The 24,746-nt window shown below is 56.5% G+C and carries 22 protein-coding genes and 1 pseudogene; 14 read left to right on the forward strand and 9 right to left on the reverse strand.

Annotated elements, in window-relative coordinates; translation table 11 throughout:
- Nucleotides 1-100: 100 nt before the first annotated feature.
- Nucleotides 101-262 (reverse strand): annotated as a pseudogene (locus tag ABJD00_RS21225) (hypothetical protein); the annotation flags it as partial.
- A 465-nt stretch (nucleotides 263-727) separates the two neighbouring features.
- Here ABJD00_RS21225 and ABJD00_RS21230 point away from each other — a divergent pair.
- Entirely contained in the window at nucleotides 728-1,402 is a 675-nt protein-coding gene (locus ABJD00_RS21230; protein ID WP_413849064.1) for a nitroreductase family protein, read from the forward strand.
- A gap of 166 nt (nucleotides 1,403-1,568) precedes the next feature.
- Nucleotides 1,569-1,910: a DUF2853 family protein gene (locus ABJD00_RS21235; RefSeq protein WP_108836890.1), complete on the forward strand. Its 342-nt coding sequence runs from the start codon at nucleotides 1,569-1,571 to the stop codon at nucleotides 1,908-1,910.
- 228 nt (nucleotides 1,911-2,138) lie between these two features.
- On the opposite strand, the gene ABJD00_RS21240 is transcribed toward ABJD00_RS21235, so the two are convergent.
- From ABJD00_RS21240 to tsaD, 5 genes are all read right to left on the reverse strand, one after another.
- On the reverse strand, nucleotides 2,139-2,537 hold the full coding sequence (locus tag ABJD00_RS21240) for a DUF1761 domain-containing protein (RefSeq protein WP_413849066.1): 399 nt from the start codon (nucleotides 2,535-2,537) through the stop codon (nucleotides 2,139-2,141).
- A gap of 62 nt (nucleotides 2,538-2,599) precedes the next feature.
- Nucleotides 2,600-3,019, reverse strand: a complete 420-nt coding sequence (locus ABJD00_RS21245; protein WP_413849068.1) for an EVE domain-containing protein — start codon at nucleotides 3,017-3,019, stop codon at nucleotides 2,600-2,602.
- On the reverse strand, nucleotides 3,016-3,291 hold the full coding sequence (locus ABJD00_RS21250; protein ID WP_413849070.1) for a YciI family protein: 276 nt from the start codon (nucleotides 3,289-3,291) through the stop codon (nucleotides 3,016-3,018). Before ABJD00_RS21250 ends, ABJD00_RS21245 begins: the two co-directional genes overlap by 4 nt.
- 1 nt (nucleotide 3,292) lies before the next feature.
- Nucleotides 3,293-4,231, reverse strand: a complete 939-nt coding sequence (locus tag ABJD00_RS21255) for an NAD(P)H-dependent glycerol-3-phosphate dehydrogenase (RefSeq protein WP_413849072.1) — start codon at nucleotides 4,229-4,231, stop codon at nucleotides 3,293-3,295.
- Nucleotides 4,228-5,322, reverse strand: a complete 1,095-nt coding sequence (gene tsaD, locus ABJD00_RS21260) for a tRNA (adenosine(37)-N6)-threonylcarbamoyltransferase complex transferase subunit TsaD (protein WP_413849074.1) — start codon at nucleotides 5,320-5,322, stop codon at nucleotides 4,228-4,230. The genes ABJD00_RS21255 and tsaD overlap by 4 nt, the downstream gene beginning before the upstream one ends.
- Before the next feature lie 88 nt (nucleotides 5,323-5,410).
- Between tsaD and ABJD00_RS21265 the strand changes: the two genes are divergently transcribed.
- From ABJD00_RS21265 to ABJD00_RS21275, 3 genes are all read left to right on the forward strand, one after another.
- Nucleotides 5,411-6,085: a uroporphyrinogen-III synthase gene (locus ABJD00_RS21265; protein WP_413853708.1), complete on the forward strand. Its 675-nt coding sequence runs from the start codon at nucleotides 5,411-5,413 to the stop codon at nucleotides 6,083-6,085.
- Nucleotides 6,086-6,177: 92 nt separating this feature from the next.
- Entirely contained in the window at nucleotides 6,178-7,470 is a 1,293-nt protein-coding gene (locus ABJD00_RS21270) for a COG4223 family protein (RefSeq protein ID WP_413849078.1), read from the forward strand.
- 11 nt (nucleotides 7,471-7,481) lie between these two features.
- Nucleotides 7,482-8,963 (forward strand): heme biosynthesis protein HemY, encoded by a 1,482-nt coding sequence (locus tag ABJD00_RS21275; protein ID WP_413849080.1) that lies wholly within the window; start codon nucleotides 7,482-7,484, stop codon nucleotides 8,961-8,963.
- A gap of 116 nt (nucleotides 8,964-9,079) precedes the next feature.
- Here ABJD00_RS21275 and ahcY read toward each other — a convergent pair whose 3' ends face one another.
- The gene (gene ahcY, locus ABJD00_RS21280) at nucleotides 9,080-10,468 is read right to left on the reverse strand and encodes an adenosylhomocysteinase (RefSeq protein WP_413849082.1); all 1,389 of its coding nucleotides are present in this window, start codon (nucleotides 10,466-10,468) and stop codon (nucleotides 9,080-9,082) included.
- Between the two features lie 207 nt (nucleotides 10,469-10,675).
- Between ahcY and ABJD00_RS21285 the strand changes: the two genes are divergently transcribed.
- Together ABJD00_RS21285 and ABJD00_RS21290 are read left to right on the forward strand one after the other, a co-directional pair.
- Complete coding sequence (locus ABJD00_RS21285) at nucleotides 10,676-11,272, forward strand: HD domain-containing protein (RefSeq protein ID WP_413849084.1); 597 nt, start codon at nucleotides 10,676-10,678, stop codon at nucleotides 11,270-11,272.
- Nucleotides 11,269-11,757, forward strand: coding sequence for an N-acetyltransferase family protein (locus tag ABJD00_RS21290; RefSeq protein WP_413849086.1), 489 nt, complete (start codon nucleotides 11,269-11,271; stop codon nucleotides 11,755-11,757). Before ABJD00_RS21285 ends, ABJD00_RS21290 begins: the two co-directional genes overlap by 4 nt.
- A 194-nt stretch (nucleotides 11,758-11,951) precedes the next feature.
- Here the strand turns inward: ABJD00_RS21290 and ABJD00_RS21295 are convergent, their stop codons facing one another.
- Nucleotides 11,952-12,506, reverse strand: coding sequence for an ActR/PrrA/RegA family redox response regulator transcription factor (locus ABJD00_RS21295; protein WP_413849088.1), 555 nt, complete (start codon nucleotides 12,504-12,506; stop codon nucleotides 11,952-11,954).
- Nucleotides 12,507-12,594: 88 nt separating this feature from the next.
- Nucleotides 12,595-13,212: an SCO family protein gene (locus ABJD00_RS21300; RefSeq protein ID WP_413849090.1), complete on the reverse strand. Its 618-nt coding sequence runs from the start codon at nucleotides 13,210-13,212 to the stop codon at nucleotides 12,595-12,597.
- A 78-nt stretch (nucleotides 13,213-13,290) separates the two neighbouring features.
- Between ABJD00_RS21300 and regB the strand changes: the two genes are divergently transcribed.
- From regB to addA, 7 genes are all read left to right on the forward strand, one after another.
- Nucleotides 13,291-14,688 carry a sensor histidine kinase RegB gene (gene regB, locus ABJD00_RS21305; RefSeq protein WP_413849092.1) on the forward strand — a complete coding sequence of 466 codons (1,398 nt, stop codon included), beginning with the start codon at nucleotides 13,291-13,293 and terminating at the stop codon, nucleotides 14,686-14,688.
- A gap of 84 nt (nucleotides 14,689-14,772) precedes the next feature.
- On the forward strand, nucleotides 14,773-16,293 hold the full coding sequence (locus ABJD00_RS21310; RefSeq protein WP_413849094.1) for a PAS-domain containing protein: 1,521 nt from the start codon (nucleotides 14,773-14,775) through the stop codon (nucleotides 16,291-16,293).
- A gap of 45 nt (nucleotides 16,294-16,338) precedes the next feature.
- Complete coding sequence (tsaE, locus tag ABJD00_RS21315) at nucleotides 16,339-16,812, forward strand: tRNA (adenosine(37)-N6)-threonylcarbamoyltransferase complex ATPase subunit type 1 TsaE (protein ID WP_413849096.1); 474 nt, start codon at nucleotides 16,339-16,341, stop codon at nucleotides 16,810-16,812.
- Nucleotides 16,805-17,827 carry an aminoglycoside phosphotransferase family protein gene (locus ABJD00_RS21320; RefSeq protein ID WP_413849098.1) on the forward strand — a complete coding sequence of 341 codons (1,023 nt, stop codon included), beginning with the start codon at nucleotides 16,805-16,807 and terminating at the stop codon, nucleotides 17,825-17,827. The genes tsaE and ABJD00_RS21320 overlap by 8 nt, the downstream gene beginning before the upstream one ends.
- Nucleotides 17,803-18,489, forward strand: a complete 687-nt coding sequence (locus ABJD00_RS21325) for a nucleotidyltransferase family protein (RefSeq protein WP_413849100.1) — start codon at nucleotides 17,803-17,805, stop codon at nucleotides 18,487-18,489. The genes ABJD00_RS21320 and ABJD00_RS21325 overlap by 25 nt, the downstream gene beginning before the upstream one ends.
- The gene (gene addB / locus ABJD00_RS21330) at nucleotides 18,489-21,437 is read left to right on the forward strand and encodes a double-strand break repair protein AddB (RefSeq protein WP_413849102.1); all 2,949 of its coding nucleotides are present in this window, start codon (nucleotides 18,489-18,491) and stop codon (nucleotides 21,435-21,437) included. Before ABJD00_RS21325 ends, addB begins: the two co-directional genes overlap by 1 nt.
- A complete protein-coding gene (addA, locus tag ABJD00_RS21335) occupies nucleotides 21,434-24,742 on the forward strand; it encodes a double-strand break repair helicase AddA (protein ID WP_413849104.1) in 3,309 nt (1,102 codons plus the stop codon). The genes addB and addA overlap by 4 nt, the downstream gene beginning before the upstream one ends.
- Nucleotides 24,743-24,746 lie beyond the last annotated feature (4 nt).

Consider the following 24,746-nt stretch of genomic DNA (forward strand, 5'->3'; position numbering starts at 1 on the left):
GGGAAAGGATCAAACGAAAGACGCTCGAAGCGCGCCGCTTGCAACACAGACAACGCGCCGCATAATCAAACCAACAAGATGAGCCAAACTCTCTCTTAGTTTAGGTCGCCATTGGTTCCAAAAACTCTGACGACCGACAGGATCGACCATTTGCATCCATGATGGCAACTAGCATAGACATCGTCATTGCGCATGTGTGCCAACCGCTCGCACACAGACCGCCAAACAGCGATTGTTCGGCTGCTTCATGGTCCAAATGAAAGAACTGTGGATCTTATTTCTGTGCAAACTCTATGATTTCTTCTTCGGTCACCTTGTAGGCGCCAAAACTTTGCTTCTGACACACCTTAAAGCTCTCGAAGGGAATATAGTTTTGGCTATCTTGGGATTTTGTCATTTCTGCCTCGCGTTCTGGGGTACTCGTTATACGCACGACAGAATGACTGCCGCGTATTCCATGCACCCAAGGGCTCTCTAACCTACTTTGATTGACCGGGATTGATCATTGCATCCAAGAATGCAAACTTTGATTTATTGGCCATGTGCGTAAGGTGACTACGAAAAGCCCACCTCGAACCAAACTAACGAAAATTGATCGAGGATGTAATATTATAGGCAAATCGTGTAATTTTTTGCGCAAATGTTGTGTCGACTTTTGGGCTAAGAACGTCTAATTTCCTCAATAAAATCAATAGATAGAATGTAACGTTATAGGCACCCCTACATCATGTCTGATCCAACCCACCAACCGATCGAGGGCCGTGCGGTCGTCGCTGACGAAGAGATGCAACAACGGGCCAGCGCGTTCCACGAGCAAATCTCAACAAGACGCACGATCCGCGATTTCGATACCAAACCGGTCCCGCGCTCTGTAATTGAGGCCTGCGTGGCTGCCGCGGGCACCGCCCCGTCCGGTGCCAATCAACAGCCGTGGCACTTTGTTGCCGTTAGCGATCCAGACCTGAAATCACAGATCCGCGCCGCCGCCGAGGAAGAAGAGCGTCGCTTCTACGCAGGGGGCGCCAGCGACGAATGGCTCGAAGCCCTTGCTCCAATTGGCACAGATGCGGATAAACCTCACCTTGAGGACGCGCCCTGGTTGATCGTTGTTTTTGCTCAGCGCTACGGGGTCGACGCCGACGGCGGACGGATCAAACACTACTATGTCCCGGAAAGCGTTGGCATCGCGACGGGCATGTTGCTGACGGCCCTGCATATGTCTGGCCTTTCCACACTGACGCATACGCCAAATCCCATGGGCTTCCTGCGCGAACTGTTGCAACGCCCGGACAGCGAAAAAGCGACAATGATCATCGCTGTTGGACACGCTGCAGAGGATGCAACTGTGCCTGCGATGGCAAAGATAAAGAAAACACTTGGCGAAATACTGACGATCCGCTGAACACGCGTTCTTTAGGTTTGAAATCTCGACCGGGAAACCCGGCCATACTTTCCCCCTGAAAACTTCTTTGTGCACGGAAATTTTACCGCTAACGTGCGCGAACATAATCGTAATGACATGCGCCGCCAAAAGTCTGGGGCGCTAATACCGCTGGGAGAATGAAAACATGGGCAAACGCGACGACTTGATTGCACAATACGCGGACGACCTCAAAAACAAGTGCGGCATGACGCCAGACATGGACCTGCTGACCAAAGTCACGATTGCCTGCGGTCCGGCAATCTACAATGCGGACGCATCGACTGTCGCAGGCAGCCAGAAATCCGAATTGGAAACTGTCAAAGAAAACTTCCTGATGAAGAAGCTGGGCCTGTCCGACAGCCCGGACCTGATGGCCGCAATCGACAGCGTCCTCGAAACCTACGGCAAATCCGAGCGCAACAAATACCGCGCCGTTGTCTACTACATGCTGACCAAGCATTTCGGCAAAGAATCTGTTTACGGCTAAGCCAGCTAAGCAATTGACTGCAGCGCACCCGCCCGTAGAGGCGGGTGTTTCTGTTTTGTCTATAATTCTAATGACTTAGAAATTGTGTTTTTGCACCACGCTGCGTAGATTTATGTAGTCAGACCAGAAAGGTCAGGCCCTGATATTGAACACGTGTGGTGGCTCTTGGGAGTGCGTACCTAGGGTGTGAGGGGTTTGATCAAGTCGGGTCAGACCCCTTTTCCTTTTCTAGAACAGCGTCAGAATCGTACCGATGACTGTGCAACCGAACGTCGCATAGCCTCCATCAATCAGCGTCAGTCGAAAGGGCCGCGCGCTGAACCCGTAAAAAGTTGCGATCCACGGGCTGACCAGGAACAACCCGGTGCCAAATCCAGACACCAGACCTGCGCCCACTGTGTCGATCCCACTAAGAACAAAAACGTGGCACATCATGCCTGCCACCAAAATCGCCCCAACAATGCTTGTGATGTAGGGAACGGGATTGGACCGGTTGGCAGGAGCATCCCCGGCCTCGTTCAACGGCACACCCGATGCTGCCATCCACTGTTTGGCAAATACTGTGTACCAGACCGCGCCAAACATGAATCCGCCGATTCCAGCAATTATGACTGCAAGAAATCCCATATCACCCTCCCAATTGGCAGTTTAATGCCAATTTGACAGAGATCGGGCGTCACGCCAAACGTTTATGCAGGCACGCCCGCCATTTCGCACACGACGCGCCATTCAGCTTCTGTAACAGGCTGCACAGACAGACGGGAATTGCGGATCAGCGCCATTTCGGAAAGGCGCACATCCGACTTGACCATCTCCAGCGTGACAGGCGTTTTGACGGGACCTGTGGCTTTGATGTCCACACACTCCCAACGTTCATCGTCAGTGGTGCTGTCTGGATGTGCCTTGGCAATCACCTCGACAATGCCAACCACAGCCTTTTCCTTTTGCGAGTGGTAAAAGAACCCGCGGTCTCCCACATTCATCTCGCGCATGAAATTGCGCGCCTGATAGTTGCGCACGCCGTCCCATTCCTCGCCCACGTCGCCCTTGGCAACCTGATCGTCCCAGCTCCATGTGCTGGGTTCGGACTTGAACAGCCAATATTTCATGTGCCCATCACCTGTTTCCATGCCGTGATCTGCACGTTTGCGAACAGCCCAGCCTTCGCATATGGATCGTTGTCAGCCCAAGCCTGAGCAGCAGCCATGTCTGCAACATCCAGCACAATCAGCGACCCACAGGGCTGTCCATCCGCGTCCAGAAACGGGCCCGCCTTTTGGACAACACCAGTGCTTTCCAGATAGGCCAGATGATCGGGTCGGTTCTCCATGCGGATCGGCAATGCGCCCTCTTTATCCCACGCCATCAATGCAAAAATCATGTCATTCCTCCTTGAGCGGGCGACCCAGCAACTGCAGCATCGCGCCCTTCATATCTACCTCACCAGCGACCAGATCGGCGACACAGGCACAAATGGGCAAATCCAATCCCCGTTCACGCGCCACACGGCGCAGGGCCTGCGCAGTTGCGGCCCCTTCCACAGTGACGCTGCTATCAAAGTTGCGTCCCGCCCCGAGCGCAAGGCCAAGTCGGTAGTTCCGGGACTGGTCACTCGTGCAAGTCAGGGTCAGATCACCCAACCCGCTAAGACCCATCAGGGTCTCGGCCTGCGCCCCAAAAGCTGCTGCAACGCGCTGCATCTCGGCAAATCCGCGGGTCATCAAAGCCGCGCGGGCACTGTCGCCAAGCCCAGCGCCCATCACGGCGCCGCATCCAATGGCAATCACGTTCTTGAGCGCCCCGCCCAGTTCCGCACCCACCACATCCGTACTGCGATAGAGGCGCAATGTTGGCGTCGACAACTGCGCCTGCAGATCCTGCCCAACGGCCTCATCCGCACAGGCCAGCGTCAATGCGGTTGGCAATCCATGTGCAATATCAGCAGCAAAGCTTGGGCCCGTCAGCACAGCGACATGTTTGGCAGTGGCCAGAAGCGATGAGGGGCCAGACCCGGACGCCAAATCGATCCCTTTGCAGCAGGCCACAACGGTTTTGCCGCTTAAGTCGTTGGTAGATGCAAAGGTGGAAAGGGACTGTGCTGGCAATGCAATCAGTAAGATATCGGACTCTAAAGCAGTCTCTAATTGGGTCAAAATGGTCATGTCTGCCGGAAAAGCAACACCGGGTAATCGACGGCGGTTTTCCCGTTGGGCAGCCAAAGGCCCCACATCACGACCCCACAAGGCCACGGGTCCTTCGCGTCCCAGCGTCACTGCAAGGGCGGTCCCAAATGCGCCCGCACCGATGACTGCAATACTCACGCTTTGGCCCCCTTCTTGCCCGACCCCAACATCCCGGCCCGCTCCGTATCAAGCGGCATGCGGGGACGGGCCGAAAGCGCCATCCCGTCTGGGCCGCGCACGGCCATTTGTTCGATCCCGGCTGCTGCAATCATCGCGGCGTTGTCAGTGCACAGCGAAAGAGGTGGAGCCAGAAAACGGACACCCAGATCGGAAGAAACAGCTTGCAATCCCGCACGAATAGCCATGTTCGCAGCGACACCACCCGCAACACAAAACGTGGGTTGGTGCGGGTTAAGAGCCAAGTAAGCCTCCAAAGCCCGCGCACTCTTTCCAACCAGACTATCGCGCACAGCAGCCTGGAAAGAGGCGGCAAGATCGGCCTGATCTGACGCGTGCAATCCCCCTTGTGCGGCAACCAGATCGTCGCGGGCGCGCAGAACCGCTGTCTTCAGACCGGAAAAGCTCAGATCGCATCCCGGCTTGTTGGCCAGCGGACGCGGAAAGGCAAAACGGGCCGCATCTCCATGGGCCGAGATCGCTTCTATCGCCGGGCCGCCAGGCTGACCCAGCCCCAACAGACGCGCTACTTTGTCAAAGGCTTCGCCCGGCGCGTCATCAATGGTGCCACCAAGCCGCTCAAACTTGTCCGGGCCATGCGCAATCAGGAACTGACAATGCCCGCCCGACACCAGCAGCATAAGATAGGGAAACGCGACCCCATCTGTCAGGCGCGGGGTCAGCGCATGTCCTGCCAGATGGTTCACACCGTAAAGGGGCAGGCCAGTGGCTGCCGACAACCCCTTGGCCATCATCACACCTGACACAACACCACCGATCAGACCTGGCCCGCAGGTCACGGCGATGGCATCAATCTGATCCAAACCGAGGTCTGCCTGCTCCAACGCCGCAGCGATACTGACATCCAGACGTTCCGCGTGGGCGCGGGCTGCAATCTCAGGCACGACGCCGCCAAAATCGGCATGTAATTCCGCCTGACCAAAGACGACCGACGACAGAACGTGCATATCGCCCGGCGCACCGCGTACCACCGCGGCGGCAGTATCGTCACAGCTGCTTTCAATGCCCAGCAGGGTTTGGGTGGGGGTCATCTTACGGGTCCGTTGCACGAGGCTTGCGCGCGAGGTAACACTTCGAGTTGTGCCAAACAATGCATCCCCCGCACTGGTTCCCCTGATCATGACGCGCCCGCGTGCTGCGTCAGAAGGTTTTGTGGACACGCTGCCCGAAAACGTGCGGGCCCAGTTGGACCCTGTGTTCAGCCCCCTGATCGACATCATCCCAATGCAAAGTGACGCCGACATCGGTTCGCAAGACAGTGCGGTATTCTCATCGCGAAATGGGGTTGAGGCCGCGCCAGAGGGCAATGGCCGCGCGGCCTATTGCATAGGCCCAACCACAACCGAGGCCGCTTTAGGGAAAGGATGGAACGCCCAGCGGGTGGGTAGCGATGCCGACAGTCTGGTGGAGACGCTGCAAGCTTTGCAGCCCGAAGGCTGCCTTGTGCACCTGTCAGGCAAACACACGCGCGGCGATATCGCGGGCAGACTGTCTCAATCGGGTCTGAACATCATCAACATCGCAATCTATGATCAGATCCTGCGCCCTCTGTCAGACGAGGCGCAGAAGGTGATCCGGAATACCCCTCGCGTTATCGTACCCCTATTTTCCCCGCGCACGGCGGCGCAGTTTATTAATTCAACGCCGGCACTACATTCTGTTGGTATCATAGCCCTCAGCACCGCAGTTGCCCGCGAAATCCCGGCGAACGAAGTATATTCGCTCAACGTTGCGGCCCACCCAGATGCACAGGCAATGGGCGCTGCACTGGCTGAAGCCCTGACAAGGACCTGATTGCAATCCGGCGGGTTGAGAGGCAGCGGCGCGCAGAGTAGTGTTTTATCCGATGCAACGTGCATCAAAAGAATCGGAAGGGGGAGACGACCTTGGCTAAACGTAAACGCCCAACGAAGGCCACCAAGGACGACTCGACCGGCAAAACGCCTGAGATAAACGAAACAGCGGTCGATAGCGTAGAATCTGCCAAGGCAGACACTTGGACGGCAGATGATTACGATGCACTGCCCGAAACACCTAGTCTCGAAGCGAATGAAGAGATCGTCGAAACAGACCTCCCCGAAACAGAAGCTGTAGAGACAGCTGCACCAGAGGCTGAGACCGCCGAAGAAGTTGCGCCCGAAGTAACGGCAGAGACAAGCGACGAACCTGAGCCTGAGCCTGAGCCTGAGCCTGAGAGCAATATCGTAGCACCTGCTATACAAACTCAAGAACCTCGTAGTGCCTTGCCCTTGGTTTTTGGCGGCGTAGTTGCAGCGGCCCTTGGGTTTATCGCGGCGCAAGCAGACATGTTTTCCCGAGGATCCGACGGCATGGCCGAAGCCGAAGCGTTGCGGAGCGAGTTGAGCGCAGCGTTGGACAGGGTCGACACGTTAGAAGAAACACTGGCAAACCTGCCAGAACCGCAACCACTCCCCGAACCTGAGCCCGTGGATTTTTCGCCGCTGGAAGAACAGATCGCGGCTCTGCAAGATCGAGTCGAAATCCTCGCCACGACACCTGCTGAGGACGGTACCCTGCCCGCCGCAGCCTTTGCAGCCACATTGGCGGACATGCGGGCCGAAACTGAAAATACACTTACGGACGTTCGCGCCGCGACCGAGACCCAACAAGCCGAGATCGATAGCCTTCTAGCCGAAGTCGCGAACGCCAAAGCAGATGCACAGGCCGCAGCCAACGCAGCCCTTGCCCGCGCTGCCGTCAGTCAGATCACAACCGCATTGGACAGCGGCGCACCATTTGACGATGCAATCCAAAGCCTCCAGGCAGCAGATCAACCGGACATCCCAGATGCTCTGGCCAGTGTCGCCGGTACTGGCGTCGCCCCGCTGTCTCAATTGCAGGGCAGCATTGCCAACGCAGCCCGCGATGCGCTGGACGCAGCCCGTGCCGCCGATGACACAGGTAGCGTTGGTGCCTTTTTTGAACGGCGCTTCGGAGGCCGATCCATCGTGCCGCGCGAAGGGTCAGACCCCGACGCCGTCCTGTCACGGGTCGAAGCAGCCGTGCGCGCAGGCGACCTTGAAACCGCACTGAGCGAAAGCACCGCCCTACCTGAAGAATCCCAATCCGCCCTCGGGTCGTGGTTGGAACAAGCACAACAGCGCCACGAGGCGGTCAAGGCCGCAGACGCACTGGCACAACGCCTCTCGGCACTCTGAAAGGGCCCATCATGATCTGGTCTTTGTTCAAGATTATCTTCTTTGTTTGTGCGGTTGCCGCGCTGGCCCTCGGGGCAGGCTATCTGCTGGAAGCGGAAGGCGGTCTGACTATTGTCGTTGGCGGGCGTGAATATCCATTTGGCCCACTGGAATCCGTTATTGCACTGATTGCTCTGATCGTTGTGATTTGGCTTGGGCTGAAGCTGCTGGGCCTACTTGTCGCTCTCTGGAAATTCCTCAACGGCGATGAAACGGCTCTGTCTCGCTACTTTGCGCGCAATAAAGCAGCCAAAGGGTTCGACGCATTGGCCGAAGGCATGATGGCCCTCGCCTCCGGCGAAGGGCGCGTGGCTCTTGCCAAGGCGGAAAAAGCGGATCGCTATCTGAACCGTCCCGAGTTGACCAACTTGCTGACAGCACAGGCAGCGGAAATGGCTGGGGATCGCAAGAAAGCAGAAGAAACCTATCGCAAACTGGTGCAAAGCGAATCGACCCAGTTTGTCGGCGTGCGCGGGATCATGAAACAAAAGCTTGCCGATGGGGACACAGACACAGCGCTGAAGCTGGCCGAAAAAGCCTTTGCGCTGAAGCCCAAGCATGAGGACACCCAAGACGTCCTGCTCAAGCTGCAAGCCGCGGACGAGGATTGGACAGGTGCGCGCAAGACCCTGTCGGCCAAGCTGCGCTATGGCAGCATGCCACGCGATTTGCACAAACGGCGCGATGCCGTTCTCGCGTTGAGTGAAGCAAAGAAGATATTCGACGAAGATCAAACCATCGAGGCGCGCGAGGCGGCGATTGCTGCCAACAAACAATCCCCCGATCTGATCCCGGCGGCGGTGATGGCCGCCCAAGGCTATATCGAAAAAGGGCAAAAGAAATACGCCACCCGCGTGCTGAAAAAAGCATGGGAGGCGCAGCCGCATCCCGATCTAGCCGCCGCATTTGCTGCAATCGAACCGGACGAGACTCCAGCCGCACGTCTCAAGCGATTTGGCCAGTTGGGGCGCGTGCACCCGGACAGCGCTGAAACTAAGATGTTGATGTCCGAACTCAACATCGCTGCCGAAGACTTTCCTGCAGCGCGTCGCGCGCTTGGTGATTTGTTTGAAACCGACCCTACAATTCGCTCGGCAACGCTGATGGCAGCGATTGAAAGGGGACAGGGTGCCAGTGACGCAGTGGTTCAGGGCTGGCTCACCCGTGCACTGTCGGCCCCGCGCGGACCGCAATGGGTGTGCGACAATTGCCAGAATATCGAGCCTGAATGGACACCGACCTGCAACAATTGCGAGGCCTTCGACACCTTGACATGGAAACAGCCGCCTAGCGCGATGGTCGCTATGCCCGGCGGGACAGAGATGCTGCCGCTGTTGGCGCCAAAAGGGTCTGATGTGGCAAACACAACCAACGCCGTCGTGGAAACCACTGCCGCAGACAGCGACGTGATCGAGGCCGAAGACCTCGGAAATCCGCAGAAGAAGGGCGCTTAGACGGACCAATCCGAACAGCGATCTGATCCAGAGCGCAAAAGTAAAAAAGGCCCCGACGCTGCTGCGCGGGGCCTTTTTGTCAAACAGTAAGGCGGAGTTTCGCCCCCCCCAACTTATCAATAACGGTAATGCTCAGGCTTGAACGGCCCTTCTGGTGTTACCCCGATATATGCCGCCTGTTCGCCATCCAACTTCGTCAGTTTCACACCGATGCGATCGAGGTGCAGACGCGCAACCTTTTCATCCAGAGCTTTTGGCAGGATGTAGACGTCGTTCTTGTACTGATCTGTGTTCTGCCACAGTTCGATCTGTGCCAGCACCTGATTGGTGAACGAAGCGGACATCACGAACGACGGGTGGCCCGTCGCGTTGCCAAGGTTTAGCAATCGCCCCTCGGACAGCAGGATCAGACGATTGCCATTTGGCATCTCGATCATGTCCACCTGTTCCTTGATGGACGTCCACTTGTGGTTCTTGAGGGCCGCAACCTGGATTTCGTTGTCGAAGTGGCCGATGTTGCCGACAATGGCCATGTCCTTCATCTCGCGCATGTGCTCGATGCGGATCACGTCCTTGTTGCCGGTGGTGGTGATGAAGATGTCAGCCGATCCGACAACGTCTTCCAGCAACACAACCTCAAAACCATCCATGGCCGCTTGCAGGGCACAGATCGGATCTACTTCGGTCACCTTAACGCGTGCACCTGCACCGGCGAGCGACGCAGCAGAACCTTTACCAACATCGCCGTAGCCCATCACAACAGCAACCTTGCCCGCCATCATGGTGTCCGTGGCGCGACGAATGCCGTCGACCAGCGATTCCTTACAGCCGTATTTGTTGTCGAACTTCGACTTGGTCACCGAATCGTTCACGTTGATCGCAGGGAACGGCAACTGCCCATCGCGGACCAGTTCATAAAGACGGTGCACGCCTGTGGTTGTTTCCTCGGATACGCCCTTGATCTGATCGCGCATCTTGGTGAACCAGCCGGGGGTTTCCGCCATCCGCTTGGCAATCTGCGCCTTGATCACAGTCTCTTCTTCGGACGTCGGAACGGCAATGATCTCTTCGCCAGCTTCGGCACGGGCGCCCAGCAAGATGTACAAAGTAGCATCGCCACCATCGTCCAAAATCATGTTCGGCCCATCGGCGAATTGGAACGATTTGTCCAGATAATCCCAATGCTCTTCAAGGCTTTGACCCTTGATCGCAAAAACAGGCACACCCGCCTCGGCAATGACAGCCGCCGCATGGTCTTGCGTGGAAAAGATATTGCACGAGGCCCAACGGACATCAGCGCCCAGCGCCACCAACGTTTCAATCAGAACCGCAGTCTGAATGGTCATATGGAGCGATCCGACAATGCGAGCACCGGCAAGCGGTTTGCTTTCACCATACTCGGCACGGCACGCCATCAGGCCCGGCATCTCTGTCTCGGCGATGTCCAGTTCCTTGCGGCCGTAAGCGGCCAGCGCGATATCTTTAACAATGTAGTTGGTTGCCATCTGCACAATCCTTTTTAACGTTGAGCACCCGCTACCAGTTTCTTAGTGCTGGCTCAATGCAGCTTTGCATCGCGCTAAACTGTGTGTGCCCGAAATCACGCCTGCTACGAAAAAAGCAGGCAGATTGCGGCTTTAACAACACCGGCTGTCGTGAAAAAACTCAAATACACGGGGACCCGGTTTCGAAGGCAGAAGGCAAGGTACAAAATGGCAAAACAACCTCGTGCTTGGCAAAGAATGCTGTCGGGTCGTCGCCTCGACCTACTCGACCCAACGCCCATGGATATCGAGATTGAGGACATCGCCCACGGGCTTGCTTTTGTGGCTCGGTGGAATGGCCAGACGTTGGGGGATTACGCCTATTCGGTCGCAGAACACTCTCTACTGGTCGAAACTCTGTTTTGCCGCATCGCTCCAAACGCACCAGCAAAATGGCGGCTGGCAGCCTTGCTGCATGATGCGCCGGAATACGTGATTGGCGACATGATTTCGCCCGTGAAAGCGGCCGTTGGCCCTGGCTATGGCGCGCTAGATGAACGGCTAGAGGCAGCAGTCCACATCCGCTTTGGTCTGCCCGCCAAAGTGCCCGCAACCATCAAGAAGCAGATCAAAAAAGCCGATAAGATCAGCGCATGGATGGAGGCGACGCAAATCGCCGGGTTCACAGAACAAGAGGCCACGCGCTTTTTTGGCCACCCACCACTGGATATGATCGCCGATTTGCAGATCATTCTCCGCGCCCCGCTGGAAACTCGCGCCGACTTCACCGCGCGTCACGCCGCCCTATTGGAACAATGCACATGATCAACGTCCGTCCCGCCATCGCACTGGATGCACCGTCCATGGCACGGCTGCTCAATCCGATCATCGAAGACGGCAGCACCACCGCCATTGCCACCAAAGTCACAGGCGACGTCTTGGTCACTTGGATGGCCGACAAATACGACCGTGACGCATGGCATGTGGCTGTAAACAACGGCGAAGAAGTTGTCGGCTTCCAGTGGATCGCGCAAGGTGGAGACTATCTTCCGCCAGAAGCTGCGGAAATCGCCACCTTTGTACAAATTGGCCAAACCGGCCTCGGCATTGGTTCAAAGCTCTTTGATGCCACCAGACGGGCCGCCAAGGACCTGGGTTACGCATGGATCAACGCCAATATCCGCGCCGACAACGAGGGTGGGCTGATCTACTACCAATCCCGCGGCTTTCAGGACTATGGGCGGATCGAAGGCTATGAAATGGCCAATGGGCAGAAGGTCGACAAGGTCCTCAAACGCTACGATCTCTGAAAACGACGCAACACCGCATTCATAACACGTTCACCTGTGTATGGCCAAACGGTGCACACCCTGTACACAGGTGGTGCATGCGCCGCGCACACTTATTTTGGGCGGAAAAAGCCCTACCGATGCTATCTTCACTGTTTCAACAATCCTCGGGCATGACGCGCACGCGACAGGGGCAGACTGCTCCCTCGATAGGTTCAGCGTGGCGAACGCTTTGCAAGAATGCGCTGCAACGTCCGGCGGTGCATGTTCAATCGCCGCGCCGTCTCTGACACATTCCGATCACACAGCTCATAGACCCGTTGAATATGTTCCCAGCGCACGCGATCTGCACTCATTGGGTTCTCTGGCGGTGGGGGCAAATCATCACCGTTGGCCAGCAAGGCGTTGGTGATGTCGGCCGCATCGGCTGGTTTTGACAGATAATCCGTGGCACCGATTTTCACCGCCGCAACCGCGGTGGCGATCGCACCATATCCTGTCAGCACAACGACCCGAGCATCCGGGCGACGATCACGCAGGACTTCAACGACATCCAGCCCGTTACCATCCTCAAGCCGCAGATCAACTACGGCGTAGGCAGGCGGGCGGGCCGCCGCGATGGCCTTGCCGCCCGCGACACTGTCAGCTGTCTCGATCTCAAACCCACGTTTTTCCATCGCCTTGGCAAGGCGACGAAGAAACGGCTCGTCATCATCGACGAGCAAAAGGCTCTTGTCAGCGCCAAGTTCAGGCAATGCCCAAGTGACCATGTTGTGCTCCAGTTCCCATGTGTCGTCGTATTGTGGCTGGAAGGGAATATGTAGCGCGCAGCAGACGGGGTCAAATTTTTCCGCGTTTTCAGGCGTTTTCTATAAAACACGCCACGCGGTCTGCCATCACCTCAGCACTCGTATCCCGGCGAAAGAACTCGACAAACCCGATTTCAGGGAAGACGAGGTAAGTAAAGGTGGAATGATCAACAAGATAGAATTCGTCAGACTTGTCATGAGCCTTGTAGTAGGTTCGGTAGGCCTTTGAAGCGGCATCAACTTGCTCGGGCGATCCGGTTAGGCCGATCATCTTCTCGTGCAGGTTAAAGGCGAAATCACCAACCAGTTCGGGCGTATCCCGTTCTGGATCAATGGTAATGAAGATAGGCGTCACAGGCATCCCACGCTCTGCCAAGACATCGACCGCTTCGGCATTGCGCGCCGTATCCAGCGGGCAAACATCTGGACAGAACGTATATCCAAAATAGATCAGGCTGGGTTCGGTGATCACATCCTTGTCGGTGACAGTCTCTCCTTCCGCATTCACCAGCTCGAACGGGCCACCAATCTGATTGCCGTCCCCAGCTATCGTCGTGGCTGAGCATTGGCCAAAAGCGCTTTCATCGCTGGGTCGCGAGATCCACCAGACACCACCCAGAAAAACGGCAGCGACAAGGGCGGCAATGGGTGCAATGATACGCGTCATGATCGTCCTTTCGGCGTGGAAGTTGATGTCCTAGCTATCAACCTTACACTCCAGTGCAACCAACGAAGTAGTGACATCATGGCGCAATCAGATTTTGGCCTAATCGCAGGCCAGCAACGTTCGAACTGGATCCGGCTGCGCACAATGATCCTGTTGCGTTGGGTGGCAATTGTTGGCCAGCTTGTCGCGCTGACCGTTGCTCAACGCATGTACGGCCTGCAGTTGGAGCTTGGGCTTTGCTATCTGGCGGTGGGTATCTCTGTTATCGGCAACCTGATCGCTATCTTTATCTTCCCTGAAAACAAGCGCCTCGCCGAATCCGAGAACCTGCTGATGGTTCTGTTTGATCTGCTGCAACTTGGGTTTCTGCTCGCGCTGACCGGGGGTTTGAACAATCCGTTCGCGCTTCTCATGCTTGGCCCAGTTACGATTTCCGCCGCTGTTCTGACAACACGCTCGACGATATTAGTTGGGGCAACGGCCATCATCATTGTCACATTGCTGTCCGAATTTCACCTGCCTTTGCGCACTCAGGATGGGGCAGTGCTGCGTATTCCGGACCTGTTTGTATTCGGCAACTGGATCGCGCTTGTCATTGCTGTGTGTTTCATTGGTCTCTACTCCCGCCGGGTGACTGTCGAAATTCACTCAATGTCCGACGCCCTCTCGGCTACCCAGATGGCACTGTCACGCGAACAGAAACTCACAGACCTTGGCGGTGTAGTTGCGGCTGCGGCCCACGAACTTGGCACGCCCCTCGCCACGATCAAGTTGGCCAGCGGAGAACTGATGGAAGAGCTGACCGATCAACCCGAATTGCGTGAGGATGCGGCCCTGATCCGCGAACAAGCCGACCGGTGCCGCGATATTCTGCGGGACATGGGACGGGTGGGAAAAGACGATCTGCATCTGCGTCAGGCGCCTTTGATGGCGGTGGTTCAGGAGGCTGCAGAACCCCACGTCCACCGTGGGAAATATGTGAAGTACACACATGATCCCGATGCAGGGGTCGAGATCGACCAGCCATCGATTTTGCGCAAGCCAGAAATCATCCACGGGTTGCGCAACCTTGTTCAGAATGCCGTTGATTTTGCGCGATCAACCGTTTGGATCGAATCCTATTGGACAGACGATCGGATCACTCTGAGGATCATGGATGACGGGCGCGGTTTTCCGCCCCAGGTCTTGGGTAGGATTGGCGATCCTTTTGTTCGGGCACGCAAAGCCAGCAGCATCCCCGTTGAACGACCTGAATACGAAGGCATGGGCCTTGGACTTTTCATCGCCAAAACCCTACTCGAACGTTCGGGTGCCGAACTGACGTTCGTCAACGGATCTGACCCATACGCCACCACACCAGTCGACGGCGAATACCGCGGAGCGATCGTCGCAGTTGAGTGGCCGCGTCACAAGATCGACGCCCGAATTGGTGAAAATGCCGTTCCTCCGGGACAAAACGAAAAAATAAAGACCTAAACTTGCGTTCGGTCCCTCCAAATTAACCCGTCATTAACCTTAGTGAAGCATCTGTGAGCCCTCGCTAATGAAAGGTGACGGGACGTGCCTGTAGTCGAGATCATTGTAGTGCTTATCGGAGCGGGAGCTGCTGTCATTGCTGGCATCGCGTTTTTAGGTTCGCAACCAACGCCGCAAAAAGCTACGGCGCAGCCGAGCCCATACGGAATGCATTTCCTGTTTTGCGATCTCGATCTGGAACATGCAACGGATCAGGGGCGCTCCGTTCTTTCAAAAGAGTCCGGTGAAACGGATTGGCATTCTTTGCGTGCTGCACTGACTGCTCGGTTTCCCGGCTTGCCGGATGGTGAAGCATTGCGCTGTCTCGATAAACTGACGCTTCACGCCGGAGCGCCAGACGACCCTGCTGTCCTGTATCTCGACCGGGAACAGGAAATGACGCGTGTGGTGATCGAAGATGACTTTCTTACCGATGCAAGCGCAGTTCACGAAATAAAATCGATTGAGGCCAAGCTTGGAATACTCCGGCTTGCTGCGGCTTCCTCACCTTACCCCATATGGCTTGTCGGCGCTGATGACAAAATCCGTTGGCACAACACAGCCTACAAGACGCTGACCGATGCCGCACGCCCATCAGAAGAAGAAACAGATGATCCGTTGTTCCACCTCGACCCAGATGAGTTAGATGAAAAACGCACTGTACGCGCGTCGATCAGAATCGAAGAAACCGGTTTGACCGAATGGTACAACGTCACGGCCACCCAAGTGGATGACAGCACAATTTATCATGCCGTGGACATCAACGCTGTGATCGCAGCCGAAGTGGCCCAGCGCAATTTCGTCCAGACACTGGCCAAGACATTTGCACATCTGTCTATCGGGCTCGCCATTTTCGACCGCAACGGACAATTGGCCCTGTTCAACCCCGCCATGGTTGATCTGACCTCGCTACCGATTGAGTTTCTGAGTGGGCGTCCGGGTCTGCTCGCCTTTTTTGACCGTTTGCGCGACAATCGCGTGATGCCAAAGCCAAAGAATTACAGTTCTTGGCGGCAGGAAATCTCAGACATGATCGCCGCGGCAACCCATGCCAGCTATCAGGAGACTTGGACCCTCGACACCGGGCACACTTACCGCATCAGCGGGCGCCCACACCCGGACGGTGCCGTTGCCTTTTTGATTGAGGATATTACAGCCGAAATCTCCCTTACCCGCAACTTCCGGGCGGAGCTGGAGTTGGGCCAGTCCCTGATGGACACCTTTGAGGATGCGCTTGCCGTATTTTCCGCCGCAGGGGTTCTGACGTTTTGCAACACAGCCTTTCGTGAGATGTGGAGCATGGACCCCGAGGGAAGTTTTGCAGATGTCACGATCGTTGACTCTCTGAAGGAATGGCAGGCGCAGGCGGAACCAGACCCTGCCTGGGCTGATATGCTGGATTTTGTAATGAAAGTGGGCGAACGCGCCACGTGGGAAGCAGACGTGATCCACAAAAGTGATGGGTTGTTTACGGCGCGTCTGTCGCCCATCGCATCCGGTGCAACGGTCATCCGCTTTTTGGTTAAAGACCCAGCTCAAAAGGCCTCATCCCAACTGCCTGCCTGAGGTCATTGTGCTTGCAGCGCCCGGTGATGCAGATAGTTTGGCGCAATGAGCCAAAGCACTCTCACTTTTGACTGGCCAGATGCGGATGCGACTGCACACAGCGCAGTAGCGCTTGGCGCTCAATTGCGTCAGGGCGACACGGTCCTGCTGAGCGGGCCTGTGGGCGCTGGCAAGACGCATTTCGCCCGCGCGTTGATCCAATCTCTTTTGGACAACCATGAGGATGTCCCATCCCCAACTTTCACTTTGATCCAGACTTATGACACGCGGCACGGCGCGCTTTGGCACGCCGATTTGTACCGTATTTCCACAGACACAGAGATTGATGAATTGGGGCTTGTGGACGCGTTTGAGGACGCGATTTGCCTGGTTGAGTGGCCAGATCGCCTTGGCCAGCTGGCCCCGATAGATGCACTGATGATCGACATCTCTTACCGGGACGATGGGCGCGTTGCTCAATGGGAATGGACTGCCCCCAAATGGAACACCCGCTTGGCAGGAGTCCTCCAGCATGCCTGATCGCGCTACCCTCATTTCTAGCTTTCTGGATCAGGCAGGTTGGGGCGGTTTGCCCCAAAAACTGGTAGCTGGCGACGCGTCAAACCGTCGATATGAGCGATTGGAACGCGACGCGCAGACCACCGCCATTCTGATGGATGCGCCCCCCGACAAAGGCGAGGATGTGCGCCCGTTTGTGCACATCACAAACCATCTGCGCGAGGTTGGCTTGTCTGCGCCTGAGATTTACGCGCAAGACGATACACATGGCCTGTTGCTCATCGAAGACCTTGGCGACGACCTCTTTGCGCGCGTCATGGCGGCAGATTCCAAATTGGAAGAGCCGCTATATGCGGCCTCCGTCGACGTTCTGGTGCATCTGCATCAGGCGTACTCCCCCGACTTGCCGCGCTACGATGCTGACATCATGACAGACCGCGCGGCACTCGCCTACGACTGGTATCAGCGCGGAGTGACAGGCAGCGTCAATGCAATAGAAAAAGATGCGTTTGTTACCGCCTTCCACTCCTGCCTTGCGCCACTTGATTCCGCACCAACCGTCTTGATCCAACGGGATTATCACGCCGAAAACCTGATCTGGCTGCCCAACCGTAAGGGCGTCCGGAAGGTTGGCTTGCTGGATTATCAGGACGCCATGCTGGGCCACCCCGCCTATGACCTGGTGTCCATTGTGCAGGACGCCCGACGCGAAGTGCCGGGGCATGTAGGTGAAGCGATGATCGCGCGATACATTGGAGCGACGCAATTGGACGAAGAACTGTTCCGAGACCCATATGCCCTCCTCGGTGCCCAACGGAATTTGCGTATTCTGGGAGTCTTTGCACGCCTGTCCATGCATTATGGCAAGCCGCATTATGTCGATCTGATCCCGCGCGTCTGGGGGCATATCCAAACCAACTTGTCTCACCCTGCACTCGCATCCATCAAACCCTTGATCGAAACAACACTGCCCGCGCCAACTCGAGAAAATTTGCAAAAGCTCAAAGACCAATGCGCCACCATCCCATTGCCCTAATGCTATTTGCCGCCGGGTTCGGAACCCGGATGAAGCATCTGACAACGCACCAACCCAAACCGCTGGTCAAAGTGGCTGGCAGCGCGCTAATCGACCACGCGCTTGCGCTTGCTCATGAGGTAAAAGCGGCACCAATTGTGGCGAACCTGCACTACCTGCCCGAAATGCTGGAACAACATCTCGCTGGCACCGACGTACAAACAATCCGAGAAGATCCACATATCCTCGATACAGGCGGTGGACTGCGCAATGCACTTCCACTTCTTGGCACCGATCCGGTTCTTACCCTGAACTCCGACGCCGTTTGGGCCGGGCCTAATCCCTTGGACTTGCTGATGCAGGCGTGGGATCCGTCAAAAATGGACGCGTTGCTTATATGTGTCCCAAAGGCACAGGTGCATGGGCGCGACGGCAAGGCTGACTTTGAAATTGACCAGATGGGGCGGCTGCATCGGGGTGACGAAACGGTGTACGGCGGCGCCCAAATAATGAAGACCCATCTACTGGAAACAGTCTCTGAGAAGTCTTTTTCGCTGAACGTCATATGGAACAAGATGGCTGACAAAGGTCGGCTGTTTGGCCTGTCATACCCGGGACGCTGGTGTGATGTCGGTCACCCCGGCGGTATCGTCGAGGCCAAAGCGATGCTGGAGAGGTTTTGATGTTTGATCCATCCACATCCCCTCGGGTCTTTGGCTGTGCGATGGGCGTCGATTTCCCCGCCGCCGTGATCAAGGGGCTTGAGGAGAGGCTGGAAAACGCGACACCAGATTCATGGGCGCGTGTGACTCTGGTGGTGAACACCCGCCGCATGTCGCGCCGCCTGCGTGATTTGTTCGACGCGGGGCCTCCCCGATTATTGCCCCGAATTCGGATGATCACCAATCTGGACGACCTGGTGCCAGACAACCCATTGCCACCACCCAACTCACCACTCAGGCGTCGACTAGAACTCGTGGCTTTGACAAACAAGTTGGTCGAACAGCAAACTGGTTTCGCTCCTGAAACCGCCGGGTTTGATATGGCCTACAGTCTCGCCACCCTCATGGATGAGATGCAGGGCGAAGGCGTCACGGCGGAGGACATCGCAAAGCTGGATGTTTCGGACCAATCCGGGCACTGGGCGCGCGCGCAGGCGTTTATCGCCATAGCGCAATCCTATATTGATGCATCAAAGACGGCGCCTGACGCAGAAGGGCGACAGCGCGAAACCGTCTTGAAGCTGGCGATGCATTGGGCAGAAAACCCCATAACAGACCCTGTTTTAGTTGTTGGATCGACCGGCTCGCGCGGCACCACACAGCTTCTGATGCAAGCAATTGCTTCCCTTCCTAAAGGGGCCGTCATCCTACCCGGCTTTGATTTTGAGGCGCCACATGTCTGGGACGACATGGCCAAAGACAAAGCCGGAGAAGATCATCCACAGTTTCGGTTTCTCAAGCTGGCACAGGCGATGGGCATTCACCCAAATGACATCACCGCCTGGTCCGGCACTGCCGTCCCGACACTGGCGCGAAATCGGTTGATCTCTCTCGCTTTGCGGCCTGCGCCTGTCACGAATGCATGGCGAACCGAAGGGCCCAAGCTGGGTGACTTGGACGCCGCCACCGCACCGATCACCCTGGTCGAGGCCGACACGCCACGCGCCGAGGCCATCACGATTGCAATGCGCCTGCGCGAGGCCGCCGAGACCGGTCAACGGGCCGCCTTGATCACCCCCGACCGTATGTTGACCCGACAAGTTACTGCTGCGCTGGACAGATGGAACATCTTGCCCGACGACAGCGCTGGTACACCGTTGCACCTGACCCCACCGGGTCGCTTCCTGCGTCATGTGGTCGGCCTTTTTGATCGCCAACTGGATGCCGAGGTCCTGCTCACCCTTCTCAAACATCCGCTGACCCATTCGAGCCATGGGCGCAGCGATCACATCCTGAAAACCCAAAAACTGGAATTGCGGATGCGCAAGACGGGTCTGCCCTACCCGGATCGCGAAAGCCTGGTTCGGCTTGCGCCGTTTGCTGACAAAAACGACCCAGACTCGATGGAAATTTGGGCCAAGTGGGTCGCGGATGTGACCTGCGCAAAATCGATGCCCAACAAACTGAACCTTACGGAATGGGTCAATCGTCACATCGCATTGGCAACAGACATCGCCAACGGTCCGAACGGAGCAGACGGTGGCGAGTTGTGGTTAAAAAAAGCCGGTCAAGAAGCCCGCAAGACCATGGCAGACGTTTTGGCCGAGTCCGACGCAACGACCGAGTTGTCCGCATCGGACTATGCCAACCTGATTGGCGGAATACTCAGTCAGGGCGAAGTGCGCGATAGGGATTCACCGCACGCCACCATCATGATCTGGGGCACGCTGGAAGCCCGCGTTCAGGGCGCCGATCTGGTGATCCTCGCAGGCCTAAACGACGGTACATGGCCCGAAGCGCCAAAACCTGACCCATGGCTGAACCGCAAGATGCGGCTGGATGCAGGGTTGTTGCTGCCGGAACGCCGCATTGGCCTGTCGGCACATGACTTTCAACAGGCCATCGCCGCGCCTGAGGTTTGGCTCACGCGGTCCATCCGGTCAGATGATGCCGAAACGATCCCATCACGCTGGCTCAATCGGCTGAAGAACCTGACAGTGGGATTGGCGGCGCAAAGTGGCCCCGACGTCTGGAGCCAAATGCAGCAACGCGGCGCTGCCTGGCTGGGTCGCGCGCGCCAGCTTGAGGCAACAGTTGAGGTTGAAAAAGCAAAACGCCCTGCACCGTGCCCACCGGTATCTGCCCGTCCGCGCCGTATGACAGTAACAGAAATTCAGACCCTAATAAGGGATCCATACGCGATTTATGCCAAACACTGTTTACGTCTTCGCGCCCTCAAACCGCTTGTGCAAGGCCCGGATGCGCTGCTCCGCGGAATACTGTCTCACGATGTGATGGAGCAATTCGTCAAGGCGACTCTGGATGATACTGAAGCGCTGAGTGTCGATACTCTTTTGGATCAGGCGCGTCAGGTTTTAAACGCAAATGTACCGTGGCCCGCCGCCCGCGCCTTGTGGTTTGCCCGATTTGAACGATCTGCTGCATGGATCATCGAAACCGAACACATCCGCCAGTCAATCGCCACGCCGACCTTATTCGAAGAAGACGCCGTCGGCCGTCTCACGCTACCCTCAATAGCCACAACCCTTGAAGGGCGAGCCGACCGCATCGACATTGATCCAAGTGGTGATGTGATCATCTACGACTACAAGACCGGCAAACCCCCAGCAAAAAAGCAGCAGACGCATTTTGACAAACAACTGCTGATCGAAGCCGCAATGGTGGAAGAAGCTGCTTTCGAGAAGTTGGGAGCCCGTAGCGTTCGGGCCGCCCAATTCATCGGGTTGGGATCCACGCCCAGCACAGAAGACGCTCCAATTGCAGATGAACCTGGGCAGAAAATCCTCGCGGAACTGGTCAGCCTCCTGTCTGCGTACCTTGAAGGGGACAAAGGCTATGCCTCGCGCCGTGCGGTTGAAAAGGACACGCATGAGCGTGATTATGATCAGCTGGCGCGCTTTGGCGAATGGGACGTGTCCGCAAGTCCGGAACCTGAGGTTTTGACGTGACCGCATTTGATGAGGCGACACGCCGCCAACACAGCGCAGCAGAACCGATGGCATCAACATGGCTGTCGGCAAACGCGGGGTCAGGCAAAACACGGGTTTTAACAGACCGCGTGGCACGCTTGTTGCTGGAAGAGGTCGAACCGCAGCACATCCTATGCCTGACTTACACCAAGGCCGCCGCATCCGAGATGCAGAACCGGCTGTTTCAGCGTCTTGGCCAATGGGCCATGCTCGGTGACGGTGATTTGCGTGAAGCTTTGGCTCAACTTGGCCTTGATCGCACTCCATCATCTGACGATCTTCTGCGCGCCCGTACTTTGTTTGCTCGCGCAATTGAGACTCCGGGTGGGTTGAAAATACAAACCATCCACTCGTTTTGTGCGTCTCTATTGAGGCGTTTTCCGCTGGAAGCGGGTGTAAGCCCGCAGTTCACCGAGATCGAAGATCGTGCCTCTGATCTATTGCGGGCCGAATTAGTGGATCAGATGGCAGATGGACCTGACGCCGCACTTTTGTCTGCGTTGGCTCAGCAATACACCGGCGAGGAATTCGTAAAGCTGACCAAGAGCATGGCCGGGATGGCGGGTACGTTCGTGAATCTGGATTTGGACGCCGCACTACAACTGTTTGATCAACCAGCAGGGCTGTCCCGTCAGAGAATCGAAGCGGAAACGTTGGAAGCTGGCGATCTAGACCTTATTCGTGCCTTCATTTCGATCCTCGCCCAAAATGGTAAACAAGACAGTGGCGTGGCCGACAAACTCAGAGAGATCGATGAAAAAGATCCACTGCCAGCCTTAATGGGTGCGTTTCTGACTCAAACCGGAACACTTAAGGCCAGATTCCCCACGAAAAAGACCAAGGATGACGCGGCACACCTGATGCCACAAATCGAGGCATTAATGGATCGCGTGGTTCAGGCGCGCCAAAGGTTGTTGTCGCTTGAGGCTTCTGAACGCACTGTCGTCCTGCATCAGTTCACCCGAAGATTCACAGACGCTTACACCCACGCCAAACAACGGCGCGGCTGGCTCGATTTTGACGATCTAATCCAAAAAGCACGACAGCTGCTCAGTGATGACCGCGTCGCGGCATGGGTACTTTATCGTTTGGATGGGGGCATTGACCACATCCTCGTGGACGAGGCTCAGGACACCAGTCCTGCGCAATGGGACGTGATCCGTCGATTGGCCGAAGAGTTTTCGAGTGGCGAAGGCGCCCGCGCGGATTTAACCCGCACGATTTTTGTGGTCGGAGACAAGAAACAATCGATCTATTCTTTCCAAGGGGCGGACCCGCGAGAATTTGACCGGATGCAACAGGAATTCGGCACCAAACTTGAGGAATCTGGTCAAGACCTGCGCGATGAAACACTCGATTATTCATTCCGGTCTTCGCACGCCATTCTGCGCCTGGTCGATGAGGTTTTTAAAGAGGCTGCACATGCCGGGTTTGATGGCGGGCAGCATTTGGCGTTCAGCACAGATTTACCGGGACGCGTAGACCTTTGGCCCCTGGTTCCAAAGCCCGAGAAGGAAGAGGAGCAGGACTGGTTCGACCCTCTGGATCGCCGTAGTCCGGAACACCAATTTCGCGTTCTGGCGAAACAAATCGCCACGCAGATTAAACAAATGCTGCGCGACCATGTCCTGATCCCGGACAAAGATGGTCCTCGACCGGTCCAACCGCGCGACTTTCTGATTCTCGTGCAAAGGCGCGGTGGAATCTTCCCGGACATCATTCGCGCCTGCAAAGAATTGGCGTTGCCAATCGCCGGGGCGGACCGTTTGAAAGTGGGGGCTGAGATAGCGGTGCGCGACCTTGGTGCGTTACTCTCCTTCCTCGCCACACCAGACGACAGTCTTTCCCTCGCCACGGCACTCCGCTCACCCCTGTTTGGTTGGTCAGAACAAGACCTGTTTACCCTCGCTCACCATCGTGACACCGAATTTCTGTGGGCGACATTGCGCAAAAAGGAAACGGAGTATCCGGATACGGTTCAGATCCTTTATGACCTGCGCGACAATATTGATTTCCTGCGCCCGTATGACCTTATCGAGCGGATCTTGACGCGGCATGGTGGGCGCAAACATCTGCTTGCCCGGCTTGGGGCAGAGGCCGAGGATGGGATTAACGCCCTTTTGTCTCAGGCACTTGCCTATGAACGCGCATCAGTACCCAGTCTTACTGGGTTTCTGGCTTGGATGGAGACCGATGATCTTGAGGTAAAGCGTCAGGTCGACAGTGCGTCGAACCAGATCAGGGTGATGACGGTGCATGGGTCTAAAGGTCTGGAAGCGCCGATCGTGATCTTGCCCGAATGCGGTAAGCGTGACATCCAAATTCGAGATGAGATCATCAAAATGAACGGTGTCCCAGTCTGGAAAATGCCCTCTCCCTTGCAGCCAGAACCGATGGTGAACCGGATCGACCAAATGAAAGCGGCCCAGCGCGAGGAATCGTTGCGTCTGCTCTATGTGGCTCTAACACGCGCAGAAAAGTGGCTGATCGTTGCAGCGTCTGGCGAATTGGACAAGAACGGAGAGGATTGGCATCAGCGGGTTGAGGCAGCGATGCACACATCTGGTGCGTTCCACCTGCAGACACCAGCAGGCGATGGTTTGCGGATGGAACATGGGGAGTGGGACATGACTGCGCCTGCGTCTGATCCAGTGAAAAAAGCCACAGCGCCCAAACTATCAGACTACTTTTTTACCGCCGCTCCCGAGGCGACGCCCGCACCGCAAACCATTTCACCCTCAGACATGGGTGGGGCCAAAGCGTTGCCCGGCGATGGTTTGGATGAGGCAACGGCGATGGCTTATGGCACGTGGGTCCACCACCTGCTGGAGACGCGGGGAAACCCCTACGTCGCTCCACCACCAGAATTATCAACTGACTTGCAGCAGGAAGGCACAGACGAGGCCCAAGCAGTATTGAGCGACCCCAAGCTGACAGCGGTTTTCGACCCTTCCACTTTGGCAGAGGTATCGATGACCGCCCGTTTGGGCAGGCAAACGCTGCATGGCACCATCGACCGCCTGATTGTCACCGCAGACGAGGTGCATATCATCGATTTCAAGACCAATCGCGTCGTTCCAAGCACATCACAGGACTGCCCCGAGGGCGTTTTGCGTCAGATGGGCGCTTATGCCCATGCCATTGCGCAAATCTATCCAGCACACAGTCAGCGACTGAGCATTTTGTGGACGCGGAGTGGAGAATTGATGCCCCTCCAGCACGATATGGTGATGACGGCCCTTCATCGTACGCCATATCTTGACGATGACGGACCGGGTACATAGGTTG

The organism is Tateyamaria sp. (genome assembly GCF_039945315.1).
GTDB lineage: Bacteria > Pseudomonadota > Alphaproteobacteria > Rhodobacterales > Rhodobacteraceae > Tateyamaria.